Here is a 25675-nt window from a genome sequence, read left to right on the forward strand (position 1 = left end):
CCTATTTAAACGGGGCCTCTGCTCCTTTTTTCACATTCTGTCGAGGTTGATTTTAAACTTATACTTATCGGCTCGATATACGGATCGTACCAATTCAAAAGGGGTCCCGTCTTCCAGGAATGAATCCCGTTGGATGAAGAGCACCGGCTCCCCGCTTTTCACCTTCAGAGGCTTCGTATCCGCTTCTGTCACAAGTGCCGCTTCCACTGATTGGGTGGCATGACTGATGCGAAGGTTCAGCTCTCTTTCGATATAGTGATACAGGGATTTCTCCAATGTTTCCTGATTCAATCCAGGAAGCAGCTTGACGGGTATATAACTCGTCTCCAATGCCATCGGTTCGCCGTTTGCAAGGCGGATCCGCTTCATCGTATACACAAGTTCTTCTTCCTCCAGTGAAAGGAGCTCCCGGATATCCTCTGATGCCTGAGAAATTTCGAAATGCAATAATTTATTCCCAGGCTCGAGTCCCCTGCTTTTCATATCTTCGCTAAAGCTTGTCAGTCCTTGGAGGCTTTGTTCGATTTTCCGATGGGAGACGAAGGTGCCCCGCCCTTTCTCTCTATATAAGACATTCTTATTCACCAGATTGGTAATCGCCTGTCTCACGGTCATCCTGCTGATTTTAAATGACTCAGCAAGTTCCCGTTCGGATGGAAGGGCGTCCCCCGGTTTGAGCTCTTCAGACTGTATTAAGTGGTTAAAGTGTTCTTCTAACTGATAATACAAAGGAAGAGGAGAATTTTTATTAACCACGAACGGTTCTCCTTTCGATATAACGGATTTAAGCTCTATTTTATTATATCTATCATGTAAAAGCAGACAACGTTCCGATGAGGGCTAGCCCGGTACGGTCAGCAGTCTCCATTTATTTCAGCTTTCTCAGCTCGTCTGCGACAAATTCCACATCTGTTCCTACAATGACTTGAAGGTTCCGATTATTCACCTTCATCACACCTTTCGCACCGTGAGCTTTTAACGCTTTTTCGTCTACCAGTGTGACATCATTGATTTCGAGACGTAACCGAGTGGCACAGTTATCGATGACGGCCAGGTTTTCTTTTCCACCGAGATCTTGAAGGAAATGCGAAGCCATGATCTCGTACTTACCATTCCCGCCTGAGTTCTTAACTGGTGCCACCACATCTTCATCATCTTCACGACCAGGAGTTTTCAAATTGAACTTCTTGATCAAGAATGTGAATAGGAGGAAGTAGATGATCCCGTAGAGAATCCCCACTCCGAGTAATAGCCAAGGCTTTTGACCGATGCTGAAATTAAGGATGTAGTCAAAGGCACCCGCCGAGAAACCGAATCCATGATGAATGCCAAGTACATAGGTAACGACCATAGAACTCGCCGTCAGCACAGCGTGAATCCCGTAAAGGACAGGAGATAAGAACATGAAGCTGAATTCTATCGGCTCCGTGATCCCTGTTAAGAAGGAAGTGACGGCGAGTCCGATCAACATCCCCGCTACGTTGGCACGCATGTGTTTTTTTGCCGTCACGATCATGGCGAGACACGCTGCCGGAAGACCGAACATCATAATCGGGAAGAATCCGGTCTGGAAGGTCCCGGCTGTAGGATCCCCTGCGAAAAATCGGGGAATATCCCCTTTCACGACTTCACCCGCTGCATCTTTAAATGTGCCGAATTCAAACCAGACGAGGGTATTCAACACATGATGCAGTCCAACCGGAATCAGGAGACGGTTTAGCAGGCCGAACACACCCACTCCCGTCGCACCTGCCCCGATGATCCATTCACCGATGGAATTGATCCCGCTCTGGATCGGCGGCCAGATGATGCCGAAGATCCCTGCGAGTACAACCATGGATGCAGCTGTCACAATGGGAACGAAACGTCTGCCTCCAAAAAATCCGAGCCATGCCGGAAGTTTAATATCATTGAAACGGTTATATAATAAACCTGCCACGACACCGGATATGATTCCGCCGAAAATCGCCATATCTGAGTCCGGGTCAAGTGCTTTTAACCCGCCAGTTAATACCAGATAACCAATGGCACCTGCCAATCCGGCTGTACCATTTCCATCTTTCGAAAACCCGATGGCCACCCCGATGGCAAAGATTAGTGCTAAATTTTTAAATATAGCATCGCCTGCTTCAGACATGAACGCGATACCCAGCAGATCATCCTGACCCAATCTCAGCAGTAATGCAGCTGCAGGCAGAACCGCGATGGGAAGCATGAGCGATTTACCGATTCGTTGTAAGAAACCTAACATACTATTCTCTCCTTTTATTTCATTTGAAAGCGCTTAGGAAAAATCATATCATTAAAAAGGAATAGAAGTCTATACCAATTCATCTATTGGGACTTATTGCTTTATTGATTCGGATAGGTTACCCGTCGCATTTCATATTTGAAATATTTTTTCCACTTTCTAACTGGTATAGACATCTATACTTACTGGTGGTATTGTAGAATGGTAAAGTACTCAAGGAGTGATTTCAATGACCTCAAATATAGAAAAACTGCTGATACTGAATGGAACAATCTATGCAGAAGATACAGTGTATGAAAAAGGGTATATCAAAATTGAAAACGGAATGATCACCGAAATGGGTGAACGTTCTCCTTTAACAGATACAGAAGGGTACAAAGTAATTTCTCTTCCCCATGGGTATAGTGTGGTCCCGGGAATGATAGATATTCATATTCATGGCGTAAATGGAGCCGATACCATGGATGCGACCCGGGAAGCCCTTGATACGATGACCGGGACCCTTCCGAAAGAAGGAACCACGAGCTTCCTTGCCACAACCATGACAGAAGGATCCGAGCTAATCGAAAAAGCATTGAAGAATACCGCCGATTATATGTCCAATCATCAAAAAGATGGTCAGGCAGAAATTCTCGGGCTTCACCTAGAAGGACCGTTCATCAATCCTGACCGGGCAGGTGCACAACCTCTCAATCGAATTCAAAAGCCGAGCGTCGACACATTTAAACGCTGGCAGGCACTCTCTCAAAACCACATAAAATTAGTCACCCTCGCTCCCGAGCTTGATGACGATTATGAATTGATCCGTTACTTAAAAGAAAACGGGATCATCTCTTCAGTGGGCCACTCCAGTGCAACCTTCGATGAAGTCGGGGAAGCAATCGATGCCGGCTTGTCCCATGTGACCCATTTGTTTAATCAAATGTCAGGACTCCATCATCGTGAGCCGGGGATTGTCGGAGCTTCCTTCCTACGACAGGAACTGATGGTGGAATTGATTTCAGATGGCATCCACGTCCGGCCTGAAGTGATTCAACTGGCTTTCAATCAGATCACAGATGAACGCTTAATCCTTATCACCGATTCCATGAGGGCGAAATGTCTGAAGAATGGTCAGTATGATCTTGGCGGTCAGATGGTGACGGTCAGGGACGGCAAGGCCCTATTAGATGAAGACACATTGGCAGGAAGCGTCCTGAAAATGAAGGATGCCTTTTTAAACATTCAATCATTCACAACAAGCGATATGAGAAGTGCGATTAAAATGACTGCCGAGAACCCCGCCAAACAATTAAATATTTTTGGCCGGAAAGGAAGCCTCGCACCCCTGAAAGATGCAGATATCGTCCTATTAGATGAAAACAAAGACGTATACACCACGATATGCAAAGGGAAAATAGCCTATATTCGAGAGGATGACACTCATGAAACTAATTGAAGTAAAAGACTACCAGGAAATGAGTCAAGTCGCTGCAGACTATCTATTATCCAAAGTGAAAACATCTGAAAACCTGACCCTGGGACTGGCCACAGGAGGCACCCCAAAAGGGCTTTACGAGGCACTGATTGATGACCATGAACAAAACGGAACGTCTTACCGACATGTATCTTCCTTCAATCTGGACGAATACATCGGACTATCCCGTCAACACCCGAACAGCTACTATCAGTACATGAATGAGAACCTATTCAGACACATTGATATCGACTCTGAAAACACCCATATCCCTTCAGGAGATGCAGCGGACCCAGAAAAAGAATCCAATGCGTATGATGGAAAAATCCGTTCCCTCGGCGGTATCGACATTCAAGTACTGGGGATCGGCAGCAACGGTCATATCGGATTTAATGAACCCGGGACTTCTTTTGACTCCAGCACTCATGTTGTGGAACTTGCCCAATCAACCCGCGAGGCAAATGCCCGTTATTTTGATTCAATCGATGAAGTACCGACACATGCGATTACGATGGGAATCTCATCGATCATGAAAAGCAGGGAAATTCTCCTCCTTGTATCAGGCGAAGCGAAACAGGAAGCACTAAGAAAATTAGTAGAAGGCACTATTTCTGAAAGCTTCCCTGCTTCTATTCTGAATAACCATGACCATGTAACGATGATCGCTGATGAAAAAGCTTCGGCACTCGTAAAAGGGTTCGAATTAGCCAATAAAGATGTGAAGTAACGAATGAAGGCTGATCCATATCTGGAAAGCGGTGAGTGGCTCGCCGCTTTTCCATTGCTAAAAAATAATTTTTAAAAAGCATTGACGAACACTCTGAACTTTCTTATAATAAATCTTGACCGATTCACGGGGCATTAGCTCAGCTGGGAGAGCGTTTGGCTGGCAGCCAAAAGGTCAGCGGTTCGATCCCGCTATGCTCCATACCGAAATGAGATAAAAGGCGTCCTTATTTATACAATAAGGGCGCTTTTTTTTATTGTGTGATCAATGGGTTTATCGTACTAGTTCAAAGGGTAGTAGATTAAAAGTAAATTTATGGATAAAATGAGTAGTTGTATAATTTTGTTCGAAAGAGGAGAATGATATGAATCGATTAAAGCCACTTTTTATATTGCCTATGCTGTTCATCCTTTTAACCGGATGTCAGGAAGACGCAGAAAATGCCGCTACAAAGAAAAAAGGCGGGCTGGAGCCTGGCAAGACCATTTCAGCCTCTAAAGAAGTGGATTTATCAAGTGCCACCCCCGAAGAGTTGATCAAGGAGAAATCAGGCGACCTCTATCATCAATACATAGAAAATAAAAGCTGGTCCAAAGATCCTAAAGCGTATAAAGAGGCTACAGGTAACGCAACCGATGAATATGTCGAGGATATCGGTAAAAAAGAAACGAAAAAATGGGACGAACATAAGTGGGCACAGTCCATTCTATCAAGTCTCCAAACGGGATACGGTGACATTGCCTCTGAGCTTGAAAACTATGAGGTTGTATATGAAGAAATGGAGCTTCCCGACGGTAGACTTCTGCAGGATGTCCCGATGAATGAAATTACCCAGAAAGAAGACAAAAGGGTGAATGTCGCCTTGTTGATCGATTCGAGCGGGAGTATGAAAGCCGACGTGGATGGGGAAAGCAAGATGTCCCTTGCCAAGGATAGCCTGGAAAGTCTTGCAAAGGAGCTGCCCGAATCCGTGAATGTCTCCCTGATCGCATTCGGACATAAGGGAACTGGAAGTGATGCCGATAAAGAGATGTCGTGTAAGGCAGTCGAGTCTCTCTATCCCCTTCAACCATATGATGGGGCTGCTTTCTCGGAATCGCTAACAAAATTCGATCCCAAGGGCTGGACCCCGTTGGCATCAAGTATCGAATTAGCCAACGAACAACTTACTTCCCAAAGTGACGGAAAGACGGAGAACTTCATATATGTCGTGAGCGATGGAATCGAAACCTGCGATGGGGATCCGGTGGCCGCTGCCAAAAAGGTGAAGGCGGACAATACCGATGTCAAAATCAATATCATCGGATTCGATGTGGATTCAGAAGCCGACGGACAATTGAAGAAGGTGGCAGAGGCCGGTGGCGGAGAGTACTCCTCTGTGAAAACGAAACAGCAATTATCTGAAATCAAAAATGTGTGGGAAGAAGCCATCAATAAGAATACGTGGAGATGGTGGGCGGTTCACAGGTTCAGTGACAATGTATGGACAACGGTCGATCACTATAATGCATTGAGAGATATATCCTCCACTTATCAGTCCATGCTTCAAAATGAACAAAATAGATTGACACAAACCCTCAACCGCCTGGAAAAAGAAAAACTCATTGATTCAGAGAAACGCTCTGCCATCTCTACTCTCCTCGATGACCGTCAGGATAAAATCAGAAACTACCTGAACGATCTGGGATCAGCGAAACACGAAGAAGTGAAAACCGTATCCGACGAGCTTGATAAACGATTGGATGCGATTAAAAAGCAGGTTGGGATATAAATTGGATAGGCTGGGACATAACTAAATCCATTTCCTCCAAGACGAACAATCAAAAAATTAGTTTGGGTTGCTTGCTACCGCTTTGATTTCCGTGCAAGATTTCGCTTTCCTCGGGCGGAAGGCGAGCCTCCTGCGGGAAACGCGGGAAAGTTGAGACCCCGCAGGGCAAAAGCCCGAGGAGGCTCAACTCACGCCCCGCGGAAAGCGAGCACCTGGAGCGGAAATCAACCACTCCTCACTACATCAAATTGATCAATCCGAACGATTTCGATTTTCAAAAAAGAATTTCGAATGATCGTTCGGATATTCTTTTAACTAGACACTTTTGTCCCAGACTCTTTTTAAAAAATGATTTAATTGACTTTTCTGAATTCTGTAAGTACCATTTTCCTTATAAGGAAAAGCACGCCGATTACATACGCTTCCTTTTTACGATTTGCATTTTTTCCCGGCAACGATGAAAGGAGAAGAAAATCATGAATCAGTATGGAAACCACGTCCAAAATGAAATTTATCAGAGAAAGGTCCGTCCCTCCATCCCTTTCCGGTTTGAAGAGCTTGAGCAACGAGCACGGGAAAAGCTTGAGGACGGTCCTTATTATTATGTGGCGGGAGGTGCCGGCGGCGAGGAGACTATGCGCGCCAACAGAAGTGCCCTCGAAAGCTGGCAGATCGTCCCCCGTATGCTGAATAATGTCGAGAATCGCGACCTGAAAGTGACCTTATTTGGCGAAACCTACTCCTCCCCCCTCCTCCTTGCACCGATCGGAGTGCAATCCATCGTTCACCCTGATGGGGAGCTGGCGTCTGCACGCGCGGCGGCATCCATGAATGTCCCGTTCATTGCAAGTTCAGCGTCCACTTACTCCATGGAAGAAATCGCTTCCGTCATGGGGGACTCCCCAAGATGGTTCCAGCTGTATTGGAGTAATGACCTTGAGATTGCAGCCAGTATGCTTAAGAGGGCTGAAGCGTCTGGATATTCCGCTATCGTCGTGACCCTTGATGCCCCGATGATGGCGTGGCGTGAATACGATCTTGAAAACGCCTACCTTCCCTTTCTGTCAGGAGAAGGAGTCGGTAATTACGTGAGCGATCCTGTCTTTCGTTCAAGATTGAGTGAACCCCCTGAAGTGGACCGGAATGCAGCTGCCATCCTCTGGTCCCAAGTGTTTGGCAACGCAAGACTTACATGGGATGACTTGGACTTTCTGCGTGAACATACACGGCTGCCGATCCTGCTGAAAGGCATTCTCCATCCCGACGACGCCAAGCTTGCCGTCGATCGGGGAATGGATGGAATCATCGTATCCAATCATGGTGGAAGACAGGTTGACGGGGCCATCGGAGCTTTAGACTCCCTGCCGGTAATATGCGACGTTGTGGACGGCCGCATCCCTGTTCTCTTTGACAGTGGCATCAGGCGTGGAGCCGATGTGGTGAAAGCATTGTCCCTCGGGGCAAGTTCCGTTCTCATAGGAAGACCCTATATGTACGGATTGACTTTGGCCGGTGAACAAGGGGTGAAAGACGTGATCCGGAATATACTGGCCGATCTCGACTTGACGCTTGCCCTTTCAGGTCAATCATCCATTTCCGATTGTGACCGCTCGCTTCTGACAAACGTGAAGGACGGTTCATTTCATTCAAAGAAAGGATGGAACGTGCAACAAGCTGCAGGATTCAAGTCATAATGATGGAGCCTCTGTCTCATTCGACAGAGGCTTTTTTGTGTAAGAGATTTTGCCCCCCCGCCAAGGGCTTTTCCATGGTATACTTTCTTCTACAAAGGGGTTGATAAATATGGAAATATATCCAGTATTTGAAACAGATAGATTGGTTTTAAGACAGATTACATTGGAAGATGTCAATTTTCTTTATGAACTCTATACGTCCGGGGACGTTCTCCGTTATTTCGGCATGAGTCCGATTGAATCGAAAGACGTGGCGGTCAGTATGGTTGAAAACTACGAAAAGCACCTGGAATCAGGAGGTCCCATGCGCTGGGCCATCGTGGAGAAAGATTCCCATAAGATGATCGGGACATGCGGGTTCCATGGCATCTCGAAGGCGTATAAACGCTGTGAAATCGGATATGACCTGCATCCCGGGCATTGGGGTAAGGGAATCATGGGTGAAGCGCTCTCCCCTTTATTTCGTTACCTGTTTTCAGAAAAAGGAATGAATCGTATTGGAGCAGTGATCGTTCCTTATAATAAGGCGTCATCACGGGTGGTTGAGAAGCTTGGATTCAAGCAGGAAGGTTTGCTGAGGGAATATATCCTTCAGGATGACCATTCATTTGACGCATATATGTACAGTTTGTTAAAGAAAGAATGGCTTTCATAGTTTTAGACGTACCTGAAAAGGAAATAATGGTCAGTGCAGATGAAAAAGGAGCTGGTAGAATGGTACAGCAAATGTTTCATGGTTTCTTGCGCTGGCCTCTAGTTATTCGAATATTTACGATCGCCATAACGCTGATGATTTCGTTTGGCACGATCATTCATTTTATAGAGCCGGATACCTTCCCCTCTTTATTTGATGGGATTTGGTGGGCCATCATCACGACGTCCACTGTAGGATATGGAGACTTTGTTCCAATAACATTCGAAGGGAGATTTCTCGGGATTGTCCTGATCCTGGTTGGTGCCGGCTTTCTTTCCACCTATTTTATCACACTGGCCGCCGAAACCGTCATGACACAAAATGCCTACCTGGAAGGAAAGGCGACGTTTAAAGGAAGGGAGCATGTCATCATCGTGGGCTGGAACGAACGGACAAGGGAAATCATCAATCAGCTCACCTCCCTTCAGTCCAAATGTGATATCATCCTGGTCGATGAAACCCTTCACAAGAATCCCTACACCAATAATCATATTCATTTCGTCCGGGGAACACCGTTTAAGGACGCCACCCTGAAGAAAGTCAATCTTCAGGAAGCAGCCATCGCCATCATCACGGCAGACCAAAATAAAGATGAGATGACCTCTGATATGAATTCCGTTCTGACCCTTCTCGCCATTAAAGGGAACTATCCGGAATTATATACCGTGGTAGAAATTCTTCAGAAGGACCAAGTCGCAAATGCCAATCGGGCAGGAGCCAATGAGGTTATTCAAACGAATATGCAGACCAGTTACGTAATGATGAATAGCATCATTTCTCAAGGAATGTCTAAAACCATATTAAAGTTGTTGAATCATCTAAAAGGGAATAATCTGAAGCTCATTCCTGTCTCAGAGGAGTTCATCAATGAAAATTTCCACTCTTTAAGCACCCATCTCTTAACGAACAACGTCATCCTTTTAGGCATAAAAAAAGGAGAACACACAACAGTGAATCCTCCTTTAACGACGATTGTTGAAGAATCAGACGAACTCCTTGTGATTTCTAACTAGAAAACAGGGTGCTCTCGAGTTCTTTCACTAGTTCCTTACCAACGGCGATGTACTTTTCAGGAAAACTTGCATCGGGATCCTGGGGCTCTGAAAATTGATTGACAGAACCTGAAAAGTTCCCTGTCGATGCAAAATCGTCCAGGCCGATCTGATACTTATGAGAGAGAAGGAACGGTTTACCGAATTCAACGGTAGCCCCCCTTGAGTCCAGTTGACCGTCCACCGAGGTAAACGGTACTCTTAAAAATTGATACCCGACCTCGTCATCAATTTTATAATCGAAGTAGCCGTGATCGTAATCCCAGTTACCGCCGATCGAATATCCAAGCGGCTTTAAAAGCTGTTCCAGTTTATACAGTTGATAATGCTGTCCTTCAATGCTCGATGAAAGCTCAATCACGTGGATGCATCCCCTTTCTTTTAGGGATAGTTTCTCCTAAAAGTAAAGAAAAATGTAAAAAGAGCACTGAGATTTACTCAGTGCTCTTGTGCATTATTTCAGACGTTTTTCAAGCTCGGCTTTCTTCTCTTCAAAGCCTGGTTTACCAAGAAGGGCAAACATATTCACTTTATATGCTTCCACTCCCGGCTGATCGAATGGATTCACACCAAGAAGGTATCCACTCATGGCACATGCTTTCTCGAAGAAGTAAACAAGGTAGCCGAATGTGTAGGCATCCATCGCAGGAATTTCCACGATCAGGTTCGGTACTCCTCCATCTGTATGGGCAAGCAGCGTACCTTCAAATGCTTTATTGTTCACGAAGTCCACTGTTTCACCAGCAAGGTAGTTTAATCCATCCAGGTCGCTGTCCGCTTTCTCGATTTTTAGCTCATGACGGGGCTCTGAAACCTTGATGACGGTTTCGAAAATGTCACGGCGTCCTTCCTGAACGTATTGTCCAAGAGAATGAAGATCCGTCGAGAAGTTCGCAGAAGAAGGATAAATGCCTTTTTGGTCTTTTCCTTCACTTTCCCCGAACAGCTGCTTCCACCATTCAGCAAAGTACTGCAATCCCGGCTCATAGTTAATGAGCATTTCGATTGTTTTTCCTTTGTTGTAAAGAGCATTTCGAACCGCGGCATATTGATAGGCAGCATTCTCAGTCAGTTCTGATTTACTGAAATTTTCACGGGCTTGTGCCGCACCGTTCATCATCGATTCGATCTCTACTCCGCTGACGGCAATCGGCAGCAAGCCTACTGCTGTCAGGACAGAATAGCGTCCTCCGATATCATCAGGAACGACGAATGTTTCATAGCCTTCGTCTGTCGCAAGCGTCTTCAGTGCACCCTTCGATTTATCCGTTGTCGCATAAATACGTGTGCGGGCTTCTTCCACCCCGTACTTATCTTCCAACATATTGCGGAAGATACGGAAAGCAAGCGCAGGTTCAGTCGTCGTACCCGACTTTGAGATCACATTGATGGAGAAGTCTTTTCCATCCAGAAGGTCCATTAAGTCCTTCATGTAAGTGGAGCTGATGTTTTGCCCCACAAATAAGACTTGGGGAGTCGAACGCTTTTCTTTCGGAAGGGCATTGTAGAAACTGTGATTCAACATCTCAATCGCTGCCCGCGCCCCGAGGTAAGATCCACCGATACCGATCACAAGAAGGATATCGGAATCATTTTTGATTTTCTCCGCTGATTTCTGGATGCGTGAAAATTCTTCTTTGTCATAATCCACAGGAAGGTCGATCCAACCAAGGAAGTCACTCCCGGCACCTGTTTGTTCATGAAGTGAATGATGGGCAACCTTAACCGCATCACTTAAGTATGTAAGTTCGTGTTCTCCAAAAAACGATAACGCCTTTGAATAATCAAAACGAATGTGTGTCATAACCATCCTCCGATTAAAATATTTTCTTCTATCTCACTTTATCGAAAGCTGACCCGAGAATCAAGAACGCTCCCTTTATGTAAGCGCGTGCATGATAAACTTTTTATTTATGCCCACCCTCACCTGTTTATGTTCCCCTAATTACTGGGAAGAAAACACAATATTTTTGGAATCTGCAGAGGAAAAAAGGGTAGATAGGACGAAATGGGAAGTGGCTTGGATTGTCTTCGGGGAAAATCAAGCCGAAATGGTCAGGAATCCAGCCGATTCATGCCTTAATCCAGCCAAAACGCCACCGAATCTAGCCGATTCACCCCATAATCCAGCCAAAACTGAACAGAAACCAGCCGTTTTACTTTTTTCACCAAATCTCATCCCAACACCTACTCCCAAACCACTACAAAAAGAGGGACGGACCTCACAAGGTCCGTCCCTCCCCATTAACTTATAAAGATGCTCTTAAAATCGCAAGCACGTCTTCTTTGTTCAGTTTGTTGAAGTTACCGAATTCGCCGTTGACCATGGCTTTATCTGCCATCAGGTCAAGCTTGCTGTCATCGATATCATAATCCGCCAAGCGGGATGGTGCACCCAGGCTTGACCAGAATCCACGAAGCTTTTCGATACCTTCAAGGGCCACTTCTTCTTCCGATTTACCGGCTGGGTCGACGTTGAATACGCGTTCAGCCATTTGGGCAAATCGTGATGGGTTCACTTTCAGGTTATGCTTCATCCAGTTCGGGAACAGGATCGCCAGTCCACCTGCGTGTGGAATGTCATATATAGCTGACACGGCATGCTCGATGTTATGGCTTGCCCAGTCACCGTTATAACCCATTTGCAGCATTCCGTTAAGTGCAATTGTACCTGAGTACAGTATCGTCTCACGAAGCTCATAGTTTTCAAGATCATTGATCAGCTTCGGAGCTGTTTCGATCACTGTTTTCAGAACAGATTCACACATGCGGTCTTGAAGCGGTGTGTTTGTAGCATTATTGAAATACTGTTCAAACACGTGACTCATCATGTCCACCATGCCATAGATGGTGTGATCCTTTGGTACGGTAAACGTATTTTCCGGATCCAGGATGGAGAATTGAGGGAATGTCACCGGGCTTCCCCAACCATATTTTTCATTTGTTTCCCAGTTGGTGATAACCGATCCGGCATTCATTTCAGAACCCGTCGCAGCCAAAGTAAGAACCGTTCCGAATGGAAGAGCTTCTTTCGCAAACGTCTTCTTCGTTACAAGATCCCATGCGTCTCCATCGTATTTTGCGCCTGCAGCGATGGCTTTCGTACAATCGATGACGCTTCCGCCGCCGACGGCCAGGATAAAGTCGATGTTCTTCTCCTTAGCGATTTCCACTCCTCGTCTAACCGTAGAAAGGCGTGGATTCGGCTCGACTCCGGATAATTCAAATACTTCACTGTCAATCTCTTTAAGCACTGACATCACTTGATCGTATAGTCCGTTACGCTTGATGCTTCCCCCGCCGTAAACGACAAGCACCTTTTTACCATATTGAGGCACCAATTCTTTCAATTGTTCTACTTGTCCTTTACCAAAGATTAATTTAGTCGGATTGTAAAATGTAAAGTCATTCATTATTTGTTACCTCCTTGTATTCTGTAAGGGCCGATTTATTTCGTTACCCAAAATGTTCCTAGCACATTTTCTATTATCGAATATATCATCCCCAAATTGCAAAGAACTTGCACAAGGAAATTTTACTATGGGCAATTTGAATAGGAATGAGCTTACGGGGAAACTTATGAATGAGCCATTGAACTAAAAGGAGGAAAACAACATGAGTGGTATTCAACGCATTGCCTTGGTTCTTACGATCATTGGTGCTATCAACTGGGGACTTATCGGTTTCTTTCAATTCGATCTTGTTGCAGCGATCTTCGGCGGACAGGATGCAGCTCTATCCAGGATCGTATACGGTTTAGTTGGGATTGCAGGCCTCATCAATCTTGGTCTGTTATTCAAACCGACGGAAGAGCTTGAAAGAGAACCTCGTACAGAACCAACCAGATATTAAGGACCCCAATATAAAAGGTGACCCACCCCGGGTCACCTTTTATCATTTCAACAACTTCTTGATGATCTGCATCCCGAATCGTCCGCTTGGATAACGGAAGCTCATATCGAACTTCGTCGTCTGCTTCAAGATACTCTTATAATGGGAAAAGGTCGAAAAGCTGGATTCCCCGTGATAATTTCCTATTCCACTCTCCCCTACCCCGCCGAAAGGAAGATAAGGCGTTACAATGTGCATGAGGGTATCATTTACACAACCGCCCCCATAGGAAATCGATCCATTGATTTTCTCTTCCGTGATGGGGTTTTCCGTGAACAGGTATAGTGCCAAAGGTTTCGGCCGCTCGGTTACAAAATCGATGACCTCATCGAGATCTTCATACTCTATGACAGGAAAAATCGGTCCGAATATTTCATCCTGCATCACAGGCACCGAAAAATCCCTCGGCTCCATTAACGTCGGTTCGATTTTCAGGGTGCCGGGATCCACATTGCCTCCCAAAAGGATTTCCCCGTCTTCTAAATAGCCCGTCAAACGATTGAAATGCCTCTCGTTGACAATCCTTCCGAATTTATCGCTGAGCAGCGGTTCTGTTCCATAAAAGTCAATCACGGTTTTCTTGAATTCAGTGATAAATTCATCTTTCTTGCTTTTATGAATAAATAAATAATCCGGTGCGATGCAAGTCTGTCCTGCATTTGTCACTTTCCCGAAAGCGATACGCTTGGCGGCAAGAGGTATATCTGCCGTTTCATCGACAATACACGGGCTTTTCCCGCCCAGTTCAAGGGTGACCGGGATCAACTGCTTGGCGGCGGCTTCCATCACCACTTTCCCAACAGGCACACTCCCGGTGAAAAAAATATAATCAAAAGGCTGCTTGAGAAGATTCTGGGTCGTCTCCACTCCGCCCTCTATGACGAACATCTGCCTTGGATCAAAATGTGTGTTGATCATTTGAGCGAGTAATGCAGAAGTCGTCGGGGTGAGCTCCGACGGTTTTATGATCGCCGTATTCCCAGCTGCAATCGCTCCGATAACGGGTGCCAGTGCGAGCTGGATCGGATAATTCCACGGGGCGATGATCAAGGTGACTCCGTATGGCTCCGGTACAGTATAGGCCTTTGATCCAATATGGGTTTTAGCCGTTTTCATTTTTTTCGGTTCTGCCCACTCATCGATATTCTTAAGGACGAATCGAATCTCCTCCAGAAGGATGCCGATTTCCGTCGCATACGTTTCCATCTCGGATTTATTCAAATCTTTTTTTAAGGCACTGATGATTTCTGTTTCATGATTTTTTATGACAGTCGAGAATTTTTCTAATAAATCTTTCCTGTATTGAAGGGGACGGGTCACCCCGGACTTGAAAAATTGCTTGTGCTGTTGAAGACTTGCTTCTATCGCCTCGAGAGAAGCTTCCTCTATGAAGAATTCAGTCGACATTTGTTTCCCTCCGAATCTTTAATGTTTATAAGTTTAAACATAAGAACAAAAATTCCGTGCAACAATGTACATATACCTAAGCCCATTTTCAGTGATTTTACCCTATACCGCCGCTTTCTAATCATTTCTACATTCATTTCGGGAACTCCTCTAAATAAAAAAAGAACGTACCTCATATAAAATGAGAATACGTTCTTCTTATTCATGCGATCGTTACACCCAACCTCTAAATCTTGAGGCTTCAGCCATTTTGCGTGCGCCGACCATGTATGCGGCTAGTCGCATATTCACTCGACGGTTCTGAGATGTTTCGTATACATTGTTGAAAGCTTCCACAAGTTTAGCATAAAGCTTCTCGTTTACTTCTTCTTCTGTCCAGTAGTACCCTTGATTGTTCTGAACCCATTCGAAATAAGAAACCGTTACTCCCCCGGCACTTGCAAGTACGTCCGGCACCAGGAGGATCCCTCTTTCTGACAGGATTCGTGTTGCTTCAAAGGTAGTTGGTCCGTTTGCAGCTTCTACCACAATGGATGCTTTAATATCATAGACATTCTCTTCCGTGATCTGATTTGAAATCGCTGCAGGTACAAGGATATCACACTCGAGTTCCAGTAATTCCTTATTTGAAATCGTGTTTTCAAATAAGGTCGTTACGGTCCCGAAGCTGTCCCTGCGATCCAACAGATAATCGATATCCAAACCGGCAGGATCATGGAGCGCTCCATGGGCATCGGAAATCGCGATGACCTTCGCACCGGCATCATTCATGAATTTTGCAAGGAAACTTCCGGCATTACCAAATCCCTGGATGACGACGCGTGCACCTTTAATATCGATGCCGCGTTTCTTTGCTGCTTGTTCGATACAGATGGTCACACCTTGAGCTGTTGCTTTTTCACGACCTTGGGAACCACCAAGTACGATCGGTTTTCCCGTAATGAATCCTGGTGAGTCATTTTCACGAAGACGGCTGTATTCATCCATCATCCAAGCCATGATCTGAGAGTTTGTGTACACATCAGGTGCCGGGATATCCTTTGTCGGCCCGACAATCTGACTGATGGCACGTACGTAGCCGCGGCTAAGCTTCTCAAGCTCTGTGAAGGACATCGTTCGAGGATCACAGATGATCCCGCCTTTCCCTCCACCATATGGCAGATCCACAATGCCGCATTTCAAGCTCATCCACATGGACAAAGCCTTAACTTCCTCTTCATCCACTTCAGGATGAAATCGTACGCCACCCTTAGTTGGACCTACTGCATCGTTATGTTGTGCACGATAGCCTGTAAAAACTTTGATACTGCCATCGTCCATTCGGACAGGGATCCGGACGGTCAACATACGGATCGGCTCTTTCAGAAGTTCATACATTTCTTCCGTATATCCAAGCTTTGATAAAGCATCATTGATGACATGCTGTGTAGAAGTAAACAGATTAAGGTTTTCTCCCATTGTAAACATTCGCCTCTTTATTATGTGATCTGAAACGTTGTTATTGTAACATATTACCGTATCTTAAACCATTGACTTGGGAAAGAAATAATTTTTATTTTCAAGCGTTTTCAAGGCTATTCAAGAAAAAAACTTTTCAGCCTGCCGGTGTTATCAAGACAGTACTTTTTTGATTCTTTCGATGGCCCAATCGAGGTCTTCTTGTGAGATGACCAGCGGCGGGGCGAAACGGATGACTGTATCATGAGTTTCTTTACATAGCAGTCCTTCTTCTTTCAGTTGTTCACAGTATTTGCGGGCAGGTTCTGTCAGTTCCACCCCGATAAATAATCCGCTGCCACGAACTTCCTTAATCATAGGATTATCTATCTCACGAAGTTTACTCATAAAGTATTCTCCCATTTGAAGGGAACGGCCTGCAAGATCTTCATCGATCAATACATCAAGGGAGGCAACGGACACCGCACATGCCATCGGATTCCCTCCGAAAGTCGAGCCATGGGAACCTGGATTGAATACGCCCAGCACATCTTCATCTGCAACCACACACGAAATCGGGAAGACTCCCCCTCCCAGTGCTTTTCCGAGGATGTACATATCAGGATTGACATCTTCCCACTCACATGCAAACATTTTTCCGGAACGGGCCAGGCCTGCCTGGATTTCATCAGCAATGAAAAGGACATTATTTTCCTTACATAGTTCATAAGCCGCTTTCAGGAATCCTTTTGGAGGGAATACGATCCCTGCTTCCCCTTGGATCGGTTCGATGAGGAACGCCGCTGTGTTTGGTGTGATCGCTTCCTTCAACGCATCTAGGTCCCCGTAAGGAATCAGGTTGATACCCGGAAGCATCGGACCGAAGCCGCGCTTGTATTCCTCTTCTGAAGAAAGGGATACAGCTGTCATCGTCCTGCCGTGGAAGTTTCCGTTACAGGCGATGATTTCTGCACTGTTTTCGGCAACCCCTTTTACATCGTATGCCCAGCGGCGAGCCGTCTTGATCGCCGTTTCCACAGCCTCGGCACCTGTATTCATCGGAAGAGCCATGTCTTTACCTGTCAGCTGACAGATCTTCTCATACCAAGGTGCTAATTGATCATTATGGAACGCGCGTGACGTCAGTGTCACCCGGTCTGCCTGATCTTTCAGCGCCTGGATGATCTTTGGATGACGATGTCCCTGATTGACCGCTGAATAGGCGCTGAGCATATCCATATACTTATTGCCTTCAGGATCCTTTACCCAGACACCTTCCGCTTCTGAAATAACGATTGGTAGTGGAAGATAATTCTTGGCACCATACTTTTCTGTTTGTTCAATAATCGAATGCGTACTTACTGTCATACTGATTCCTCCTTACATATTCTAAAACTTTATCTTTTTTATAAAAGGATGGAGCCCTTGTATTCAAAGGCCACTCCCGTTTTCACTCTTAACGTGTTACTGATGTTGTTTTTACTTGAAGGTGAAGCAGAGAATCATCCCGGTCTGCTCCCTTAAAGAAAGATTTTATTCATCCTACTCCACAAGCACGCAAAAAAAATTTGCATTTAGAAAACCCTTACACTTATAATAATGCAAAAGATGGTTGCGTTTTTCAAGAGTTTTTTAAAAATTTTTTATAATTCCACTCTTTTTGCGAATCCCACAGAGCTGGGGGCTCGCACCCATCCACGTCAGCATGGGAAATTCTCACAAAAAATGTTCAATAGACGATACGTTTTGCAGTAGGAACCTACGATTAAAAAGAGGAGAGAGACAGCATGCTGGAATTTGAAAAACGATTGCATATGTACGAGAAAGTCGCTGAACATCTCGAATCAGGCGTCCATGTCATCGATTCTACCGGAAGGACCATCATATACAATCGCAAGATGCGCGAGATCGAAGGAATGGAAATTGAAGACGTCCTCGATAAAAATCTGCTGGATGTTTTTCAATTTCACTCCGAGGAAGAAAGCACCCTTTTAAAGGTACTGAAAACAAATAAACCTACCCTTAATGTCAAGCAGACCTACTTTAATATGAACGGAATCGAAATCACGACGATGAATGACACCTTCCCGATTTTTCACGATGAGGTGCTGATCGGAGCCATCGAAATTGCCAGGGACATCACTAAACTCGAGAAGGTGATGAGGGATCACATACATAAAAAGCCCAGCAGTTTCTTCACGTTTGACAGCATCATAGGGCATCATCCTCGTCTCACTGACGCTGTGGAAACAGGAAAGCAGGCGACGCGGACCTCCTCCCCAGTCCTGATCTGCGGCGAAATAGGGACCGGAAAGGAACTGTTCGCCCAAAGCATTCACAACGACAGCGCCCGTGCCAATCGTCCTTTCATCACCCAGAATTGCTCTTCTTTACGTGATGCCATGCTTGAAGAAATTCTCTTTCATGACAAGAGAGAGGGGAAAGACCCTGAACATCACCGTCCCTCTCTCTTCCGACAGGCACAGGGAGGAACACTCCTCCTCGACGAAATCAACTCACTAACCCCTTCCCTTCAGGAGAAACTGTTAAACTTCCTATCCAGAGGGACGGACCTCCCATTTGACGTCAGGGTGATGGCAACGGTGAACGAGGATCCGATCGACGCCATTGGAGAAGGGCGGTTATTGAAGGATCTTTATTATCGTCTGAGCATCGTGTCCGTCTTCATCCCTTCTCTCCGTTCGAGAAAAGAAGATCTTCCTGAGCTTGTGGATTATTTCATCAACCAGTTCAACCATCATTTCGCCATGAATATCAAGGGGATATCCGACGAAGTGAGGGAGATTTTCCAGCAGTATGACTGGCCGGGGAACGTAAGGGAGCTCGAGCATGTCATGGAAGGTGCCTTCAACCTCGTAGGGTTTGAGGAGGAAATCGGATACAAGCATCTTCCATTCGGATTCAGGCAGAGGATCCATCATACGGCAACAGGTGACGAAAGCCAGGATGAATCGGAATTCCTCTATCAATCAGGCACGGAAATCAAGCCTTTGGAGCTTTTCATGGAGGAAGCCGAAACCTATTATATTCAGAAGGCATTGAAATACCACGACTTTAATATCACCAAGACCGCGAAAGCCCTGGGGATGAGCAGACAGAACCTGCAGTACCGGATACGGAAGTACGGGATCGAGCGGAATTCGTTTTGATTGGTTAGAGGCCACTTTCTCTTATAGGGGGAGTGGTTTTTTTGTGGGGCGGGGGTGGGCGAAACTTGTCATTTTATGTAGAACGGTTGATATTTATCCCAAAAAAAAGAGACAACCTGTAAAACAGACTGTCTCTAAAAGTGTAAATCTCACACTTTCATCAATTTAGAATCCGTAATGAAGCGTACACCTTCCGTGGATTCGAGGGAGAATACTCCCCCTCTGCCTTCTCTTACATCCAATATGATCCGGAAATGCTTCCAATATTCATATTGTTGTTCGTTCATATAAAAAGGACAGTCGGCTACAGTACCTACCAATACATCACTGTCACCGATGATCAGATCATCTTGACTCAAACACATAGGGGAACTGCCATCACAGCATCCACCGGATTGATGGAACAAAAGGGCGCCGTGCTTGCCCTTTAACGTTTCAATCAGCTGGAGAGCTTGTTCTGTCGCCTCTAGTCGCTGTTCCATTTTAGAAGAATCCTAACGCTTTAGGGCTATAGCTGACTAGTAAATTCTTCGTTTGTTGATAGTGTGACAGCATCATTTTATGATTTTCACGACCGATACCGGACATTTTGTAGCCTCCGAATGCCGCATGTGCCGGATATTGATGGTAGCAGTTGGTCCATACGCGTCCTGCCTGAACCTCTCTACCGAAACGGTAAGCCGTGTTCATGTCACGCGTCCATACCCCTGCTCCTAGTCCATAAAGAGTATCATTGGCGATTTCAAGGGCTTCTTCTTTCGTTTTGAACGTTGTAACGGAAACAACGGGTCCAAAGATTTCTTCCTGGAAAATACGCATTTTGTTGTTTCCTTTAAATACGGTCGGCTTCACATAGAAACCTGTTTCCTGATCCCCAGTCAGTGTATTTTGTTCCCCACCGATGAGTAATTCTGCCCCTTCTTCTTTCCCAATTTCGATATATGAAAGAATCTTATCCAATTGTTCTTGGGAAGCTTGAGCACCAAGCATAGTATCTGTATCTAATGGGTTCCCCTGCTTGATTTGTTTTACGCGTTCGATTGCGCGCTCCATGAACTTATCGTAAATCGATTCCTGAATCAGTGCTCTTGAAGGACAGGTACACACTTCTCCCTGATTCAGTGCAAACATGACAAAACCTTCAACTGCTTTATCCAGGAAGTCATCATCCTGATCCATGACATCTTCAAAGAAGATATTAGGTGATTTCCCACCAAGCTCCAATGTAACAGGAATGATGTTTTGTGAAGCATATTGCATGATCAGGCGGCCTGTTGTCGTTTCACCCGTGAAGGCTACTTTGCCAACACGCTTACTTTGAGCCAGAGGTTTCCCAGCTTCCACACCAAACCCTTGAACCACGTTCAATACACCTTTAGGCAGAAGGTCTTCTATCAGTTCAACGAGAACCATGATGGAAGCTGGCGTCTGTTCTGCCGGCTTCAATACGACACAGTTTCCTGCAGCAAGGGCAGGAGCAATCTTCCATACCCCCATCAGAATCGGGAAGTTCCAAGGGATGATCTGCGCAACAACCCCTATCGGTTCATGGAAGTGATAGGAAACCGTATCATTATCAATTTCTCCTAAGGATCCTTCCTGGCCTCTGATGCACCCTGCGAAGTAACGGAAATGGTCAACCGCTAATGGTAAGTCTGCCGCCATTGTTTCACGGACAGGCTTTCCATTATCCCACGTTTCAGCTACAGCCAGCATTTCCAGATTTTCTTCTATACGATCTGCAATTTTATTTAAGATATTCGATCTTTCTGCGACAGAGGTTTTGCCCCATGCGTCTTTTGCTGCATGGGCAGCATCCAATGCTTTTTCAACATCTTCTTTGTTTGAACGGGCGATTTTTGTGAAGACCTTCCCCGTTACCGGTGATACATTTTCAAAATACTCCCCGCTTGCAGGCGGTACATATTCCCCACCGATAAAGTTCTCATATTTGTCTTTAAATTGTACCAATGACCCTTCCGTATTCGGATTATTATAAAGCATCTAAGATCCTCCTGTATTTATGTATTTTTTACCATGTTAAGCGCTTTCATTTTTCATTATATGCCATCCGGGAGGTACGGACAAGTATATTGTTAAAAAATTCTTTATTTTTCGTTAATTTACGATCATATTTTCAATACTTCGGTAAACAAAGAAAAGACCAGCCCTGTAAAAAGGCTGGTCTTTATTTATAATCAATTATTTCTTGATTAGATCTTCACGTTCTGATTGCTCGATCCACTCTTCAAGCTTGTCTTTAAGAGTGTTAAAGCCAGCTGGTGTTGTTTCTTCGTTAGCTTGCTTCACACTTCCTTGACCTTGACGGCGAGGTTTTTTCGCTGCTGCAGGCTTTGCTTGTTGAGCAGGAGCTTCTTCTGTAGCACGGATAGAAAGGCTGATTTTACCAGCAGCTTCGTCCACTGATAATACTTTAACCTTTACTTCGTCGCCTACTGAAAGGTGCTCACTAACGTCTTTAACAAATCCGTGAGTGATTTCAGAAATATGAACTAATCCTTGAGTTTCTTCGTCAAGTGCAACGAACGCACCGTATGGTTGAATGCCTGTAACTTTACCTGTTACAACAGTTCCTGTTTCGAATTTTGTAGTCATGGTAACACTCCTAGTATATATATTATTTTTCGTCTTTACACGCAATTGTAGATTATATCATAGAATCGGGAATACGGCAAAGAGATTTTATTTGCTCCTTCATTTACATCCTATCATCCGTCTATAATTGCATTCTCACTAGTTATGCTTCCCAATTATTCATTTTATTAAAACAGAGTGAATCCGGTGCTTTACGGTACCTTTTGTTTTGAAAGATGCGGGATGTTCCAATACCGCTCTCCTTCTACTATATATTGTCAGTCTTTCGATTATATGAAATCATCCGCAGTGCAAAAAAAAGCCCAACCCAATTAAAAATGGGTCAGACTAAAAGTTCTTGACAGTCGTTGATTTTTTCTTTCTTTGCTTTTGGATAAATGGAACAGCATATAACATGAAAGCTGCGATATGTGCGAATGCAAGATTTGCCACGAACAGACTCCATAAGGTTACATGTCCCCAGCCTCCGAATTCAGGTACGGCTACATAATAGATAAACACTGACCATAAGGCTATAACGAATGGGATGTGAAGAACCGCCCATTTACGATGTTCGACCCAAAGAAAAAGTGGAGTTGCCGTTGCGACGAATAGGTATACTAGAAAGACATCCATTTCAATCCCTCCATTTCTGTAGTAAACGCTTTCAATTATGGCGAAAAAAAGAATAATTTGTGAACGTTTTGTTACAATTAGTATACTACATATTCAGAAAATTTCCAGTCTATTTGCCTTGTTTTTGGCTTCTTTTCTAAAAATTAGTTGAAAAGTAATGTTTTTAAGCGTTTTCATCCATAATAAATGGAAATGAAACGCGGTCATTCAGTTTACTTTCTTCATTGAATAGCGTTTCCTGTCCTTTACCCCATTTATTGAAAATTAAAAAATCCGGTGTACAGAGGTACTAAAACATAGTACGATTGAAAAATCTTATTTTTTGAAAGGAGGATCTTAGGTATGGCCAAGAAAGATCAATGGACTTCTAAGATAGGCTTTATTCTGGCTGCGGCAGGGTCTGCCATCGGCCTGGGCGCGATTTGGAAATTCCCTTATATGGCCGGTGCGAATGGCGGGGGTGTATTCTTCTTGCTCTTTATACTTTTTACTGTTTTAATTGGGACCCCCATTCTTCTCGCTGAATTTGTCATTGGCAGGCGTGCCGGGGCTGATGCTGTTACTTCTTATAAAATATTGGCCCCTCATTCCCGGTGGCACTGGATCGGTTATTTGGGGACGGTGGTGTCGTTCATCATCTTATCCTTTTACAGTGTGGTGGGAGGATGGATTCTTTCCTATCTGGCAAGAAGTGTGACGGGCTCTCTGATTGGAAAATCGCAAGAACAGTATGGTGCTCTGTTTGAAAGCATCATAGCGAATCCAAAAGAAGTGCTGATCGCTCAGTTCGCCTTCATCGTCATCACCATTCTTGTCGTACAGGGCGGAATACAAAAAGGGATTGAACGTGCCAGTCGTTATATGATGCCTGCACTATTCATTTTATTTATTATTCTGGTGATCAGATCCCTGACATTGGATGGTGCGATGGAAGGTGTCCGCTTCCTGTTACTCCCGGATTGGAGTTATTTGAATGGAGAGACGGTCCTTCTCGCACTGGGACAAGCATTCTTTGCTTTAACGGTGGGTCTATCCGTCATGGTGACGTATGCATCGTATCTATCTAAAGAGGACAGCATGCCCAGGTCCGCCATCAGTGTTTCAAGTCTGAATATCTTTATTTCCCTACTCGCAGGATTGGTGATTTTCCCGGCCGTATATGCACTCGGCTTCAAGCCGGATGAAGGGCCGGGGATTGCCTTTGTGGTCCTTCCTGCCGTGTTCAATGAGATTACATTCGGTGGGATATTCTTAACGGTGTTCCTTATCCTGTTACTGTTTGCCACCTTGACATCCGCTTTCTCCATCCTAGAGATCGGGGTCGCTGCATTGTCCAAGGGGAATCAGAACAAACGAGTGCCGTTTACTTGGCTGATCGGGATCCTTGTTTTCATTGCCGGAATCCCGAGCGCTCTATCATTTGGTGTATTCGATGAGTTTCTTATCGGAGGAAAGAACTTCTTTGACTTCGCTGATTATATTACGAGTAACTTCGGATTGCCTGTAGGTGCTTTACTCATTTCCATCTTCGTATCCTATCGATTGAAACGTGAGGACGTCTGGAATGAACTTCAATCCGGTTCATCCATCTCCGGGAGCTTATTCAACAGCTGGATCTTCCTCCTGCGCTACATCGTACCAGTAGCGATCATACTCGTTTTCATATCGTAATGAATGGAGGAGGCTGGGACAAAAGTATTTAGTTGAAAGAAAATCCGAACGATTATTCGAAATTCTTTTTTGAAAATCGAAATCGTTCGGATTTTTCATTGGGTGTTTACGTAAACGTCGTTGCTTTAAGATGTAGTAAGTAGTGGTTGATTTCCGCTCCAGGTGCTCGCTTTCCGCGGGGCGTGAGTTGAGCCTCCTCGGGCTTTGCCCTGCGGGGTCTCAACTTTCCCGCGTTTCCCGCAGGAGTCGAGCACCTTCCGCTCCAATCAACTTCCAAGCGTAAGTGTTTCACTATCACTTTGTAATGTCGAGATCGCTTCACCCATTGCATACATCAACTGTTATTCTATTAGTGGCAGTGACCTTAACCGTTACTTATACAAATACTCTTTCTAAAACTACAGTCTGTATACGAATAACACCTAACTTGGTGAATGACCCTTTTATTATCATTGCTAAAGCACATTCAGTATATATAGCAGGATCTAGCTTTTGATTGGAGTGCAAGACGAAGACTCCTACGGGAAAAGCGGAATAGGTGAGACCCCACAGGAGCGAAAAGCGACGAGGAGGCTCGCCTTCCGCCCGAGGAAAGCGAAGTCTTGCACGGAAATCAAAAGCGGTGTAGCAAGCAATCCTAACTGAATTTATGATTGTTCGCCTTTAGAAGAAATGGATTTAGTTATGTCCCAGCCTCCTTCTATATTTATGTAACATTTTGTTCACGGGTTATCGAGCTGATTTTTTCCAATTGGTGATAAACTAAAGTTATACAGAAGGCATTTTATGAGGAGGGATTTTGTTATGTCTCATTTTGGCGAGAATCTGAAACGAGTAAGGGAAGAGCGTAGATTGTCTCAACAGGAGCTTGCTTTACGGGCCAGGTTGGGAACGAAAACAATTGAGAAATATGAATCTGATCTGCAGATACCTGATACCCAGACGATCCTTAAACTTTCCACTGTTCTCGATATTCCTGCTTCCGAACTCATGGAACGGGAAGTGAAAGACCATCCCCCTGCAGGAATAGATGCAGAAATGGAGCAGCTGATTAAAGAACTGGGTCCCAAGCGTACAAAGCTCATCCTTCGCAAGGCCAAGGAATTCTCAGAAGAGGATTTTCTTAGGGTGATGCAAATGCTATATGAATTAAAATATGAAACAAATGAATCTTAAAAACTTTTTTTGAAAATGATGTATAGAGAAACACAAAAGGGGTCAAA

The 25675-nt window shown here is 44.8% G+C and carries 23 protein-coding genes and 1 tRNA gene; 11 read left to right on the top strand and 13 right to left on the bottom strand.

Annotation, left to right across the window (positions count from 1 at the left end; translation table 11 throughout):
• Window positions 1-30 precede the first annotated feature (30 nt).
• Both AC0VXY_RS18350 and nagE read right to left on the bottom strand, forming a co-directional pair.
• Window positions 31-756: a GntR family transcriptional regulator gene (locus tag AC0VXY_RS18350; protein WP_475526116.1), complete on the bottom strand. Its 726-nt coding sequence runs from the start codon at window positions 754-756 to the stop codon at window positions 31-33.
• A 112-nt stretch (window positions 757-868) separates the two neighbouring features.
• Window positions 869-2251: an N-acetylglucosamine-specific PTS transporter subunit IIBC gene (gene nagE / locus AC0VXY_RS18355; protein ID WP_475526117.1), complete on the bottom strand. Its 1383-nt coding sequence runs from the start codon at window positions 2249-2251 to the stop codon at window positions 869-871.
• A 229-nt stretch (window positions 2252-2480) separates the two neighbouring features.
• Here nagE and nagA point away from each other — a divergent pair, with 229 nt between their 5' ends.
• The 7 genes from nagA to AC0VXY_RS18390 all read left to right on the top strand — a co-directional run bounded on the left by nagA (window position 2481) and on the right by AC0VXY_RS18390 (window position 9606).
• Window positions 2481-3689: an N-acetylglucosamine-6-phosphate deacetylase gene (nagA, locus tag AC0VXY_RS18360; RefSeq protein WP_475526118.1), complete on the top strand. Its 1209-nt coding sequence runs from the start codon at window positions 2481-2483 to the stop codon at window positions 3687-3689.
• Window positions 3676-4434, top strand: a complete 759-nt coding sequence (nagB, locus tag AC0VXY_RS18365) for a glucosamine-6-phosphate deaminase (protein WP_475526119.1) — start codon at window positions 3676-3678, stop codon at window positions 4432-4434. The genes nagA and nagB overlap by 14 nt, the downstream gene beginning before the upstream one ends.
• A 128-nt stretch (window positions 4435-4562) precedes the next feature.
• Window positions 4563-4635, top strand: a tRNA-Ala gene (locus AC0VXY_RS18370).
• A 163-nt stretch (window positions 4636-4798) separates the two neighbouring features.
• Window positions 4799-6205 (top strand): vWA domain-containing protein, encoded by a 1407-nt coding sequence (locus AC0VXY_RS18375; RefSeq protein WP_475526120.1) that lies wholly within the window; start codon window positions 4799-4801, stop codon window positions 6203-6205.
• A gap of 476 nt (window positions 6206-6681) precedes the next feature.
• Window positions 6682-7899: a lactate 2-monooxygenase gene (locus tag AC0VXY_RS18380; protein ID WP_475526121.1), complete on the top strand. Its 1218-nt coding sequence runs from the start codon at window positions 6682-6684 to the stop codon at window positions 7897-7899.
• A gap of 109 nt (window positions 7900-8008) precedes the next feature.
• Window positions 8009-8554 carry a GNAT family N-acetyltransferase gene (locus tag AC0VXY_RS18385; RefSeq protein ID WP_475526122.1) on the top strand — a complete coding sequence of 182 codons (546 nt, stop codon included), beginning with the start codon at window positions 8009-8011 and terminating at the stop codon, window positions 8552-8554.
• A gap of 59 nt (window positions 8555-8613) precedes the next feature.
• Window positions 8614-9606: a potassium channel family protein gene (locus AC0VXY_RS18390; RefSeq protein WP_475526123.1), complete on the top strand. Its 993-nt coding sequence runs from the start codon at window positions 8614-8616 to the stop codon at window positions 9604-9606.
• Here AC0VXY_RS18390 and AC0VXY_RS18395 read toward each other — a convergent pair.
• The 4 genes from AC0VXY_RS18395 to AC0VXY_RS18410 form a co-directional block, all read right to left on the bottom strand.
• Window positions 9599-10006, bottom strand: coding sequence for a YugN-like family protein (locus AC0VXY_RS18395; protein ID WP_098439228.1), 408 nt, complete (start codon window positions 10004-10006; stop codon window positions 9599-9601). The genes AC0VXY_RS18390 and AC0VXY_RS18395 overlap by 8 nt on opposite strands.
• A 93-nt stretch (window positions 10007-10099) precedes the next feature.
• Window positions 10100-11449 carry a glucose-6-phosphate isomerase gene (locus AC0VXY_RS18400; RefSeq protein ID WP_475526124.1) on the bottom strand — a complete coding sequence of 450 codons (1350 nt, stop codon included), beginning with the start codon at window positions 11447-11449 and terminating at the stop codon, window positions 10100-10102.
• A 237-nt stretch (window positions 11450-11686) separates the two neighbouring features.
• Window positions 11687-11824 (bottom strand): hypothetical protein, encoded by a 138-nt coding sequence (locus AC0VXY_RS18405; RefSeq protein WP_475526125.1) that lies wholly within the window; start codon window positions 11822-11824, stop codon window positions 11687-11689.
• Between the two features lie 70 nt (window positions 11825-11894).
• Window positions 11895-13058: an iron-containing alcohol dehydrogenase gene (locus tag AC0VXY_RS18410; protein ID WP_475526126.1), complete on the bottom strand. Its 1164-nt coding sequence runs from the start codon at window positions 13056-13058 to the stop codon at window positions 11895-11897.
• 202 nt (window positions 13059-13260) lie between these two features.
• Between AC0VXY_RS18410 and AC0VXY_RS18415 the strand changes: the two genes are divergently transcribed.
• Entirely contained in the window at window positions 13261-13497 is a 237-nt protein-coding gene (locus AC0VXY_RS18415) for a DUF378 domain-containing protein (RefSeq protein WP_435989486.1), read from the top strand.
• Between the two features lie 42 nt (window positions 13498-13539).
• Here the strand turns inward: AC0VXY_RS18415 and AC0VXY_RS18420 are convergent, their stop codons facing one another.
• The 3 genes from AC0VXY_RS18420 to AC0VXY_RS18430 form a co-directional block, all read right to left on the bottom strand.
• Window positions 13540-14943 carry an aldehyde dehydrogenase gene (locus tag AC0VXY_RS18420; protein ID WP_475526127.1) on the bottom strand — a complete coding sequence of 468 codons (1404 nt, stop codon included), beginning with the start codon at window positions 14941-14943 and terminating at the stop codon, window positions 13540-13542.
• Between the two features lie 213 nt (window positions 14944-15156).
• Window positions 15157-16401: a Glu/Leu/Phe/Val family dehydrogenase gene (locus tag AC0VXY_RS18425; protein ID WP_258262477.1), complete on the bottom strand. Its 1245-nt coding sequence runs from the start codon at window positions 16399-16401 to the stop codon at window positions 15157-15159.
• Window positions 16402-16554: 153 nt separating this feature from the next.
• Complete coding sequence (locus AC0VXY_RS18430) at window positions 16555-17748, bottom strand: ornithine--oxo-acid transaminase (RefSeq protein WP_435989484.1); 1194 nt, start codon at window positions 17746-17748, stop codon at window positions 16555-16557.
• A 419-nt stretch (window positions 17749-18167) separates the two neighbouring features.
• Between AC0VXY_RS18430 and AC0VXY_RS18435 the strand changes: the two genes are divergently transcribed.
• Window positions 18168-19550, top strand: coding sequence for a sigma-54 interaction domain-containing protein (locus AC0VXY_RS18435; RefSeq protein ID WP_475526129.1), 1383 nt, complete (start codon window positions 18168-18170; stop codon window positions 19548-19550).
• A 149-nt stretch (window positions 19551-19699) separates the two neighbouring features.
• On the opposite strand, the gene AC0VXY_RS18440 is transcribed toward AC0VXY_RS18435, so the two are convergent.
• The 4 genes from AC0VXY_RS18440 to AC0VXY_RS18455 form a co-directional block, all read right to left on the bottom strand.
• Window positions 19700-20032, bottom strand: coding sequence for a DUF779 domain-containing protein (locus AC0VXY_RS18440; protein WP_098439222.1), 333 nt, complete (start codon window positions 20030-20032; stop codon window positions 19700-19702).
• Window position 20033: 1 nt separating this feature from the next.
• Window positions 20034-21554, bottom strand: coding sequence for an aldehyde dehydrogenase (gene adh, locus AC0VXY_RS18445; protein ID WP_435989482.1), 1521 nt, complete (start codon window positions 21552-21554; stop codon window positions 20034-20036).
• Between the two features lie 198 nt (window positions 21555-21752).
• The gene (gene yugI / locus AC0VXY_RS18450; protein WP_034763847.1) at window positions 21753-22166 is read right to left on the bottom strand and encodes a S1 domain-containing post-transcriptional regulator GSP13; all 414 of its coding nucleotides are present in this window, start codon (window positions 22164-22166) and stop codon (window positions 21753-21755) included.
• 327 nt (window positions 22167-22493) lie between these two features.
• Window positions 22494-22781 (bottom strand): spore morphogenesis/germination protein YwcE, encoded by a 288-nt coding sequence (locus tag AC0VXY_RS18455; protein WP_435989481.1) that lies wholly within the window; start codon window positions 22779-22781, stop codon window positions 22494-22496.
• 342 nt (window positions 22782-23123) lie between these two features.
• On the opposite strand from AC0VXY_RS18455, the gene AC0VXY_RS18460 reads away from it, so the two are divergent.
• Window positions 23124-24452, top strand: a complete 1329-nt coding sequence (locus AC0VXY_RS18460; RefSeq protein ID WP_475526130.1) for a sodium-dependent transporter — start codon at window positions 23124-23126, stop codon at window positions 24450-24452.
• A gap of 804 nt (window positions 24453-25256) precedes the next feature.
• Window positions 25257-25628 carry a helix-turn-helix domain-containing protein gene (locus AC0VXY_RS18465; RefSeq protein WP_435989479.1) on the top strand — a complete coding sequence of 124 codons (372 nt, stop codon included), beginning with the start codon at window positions 25257-25259 and terminating at the stop codon, window positions 25626-25628.
• The last annotated feature ends 47 nt before the right edge of the window (window positions 25629-25675 follow it).

The organism is Rossellomorea sp. QJM3NY_18 (assembly GCF_056173145.1).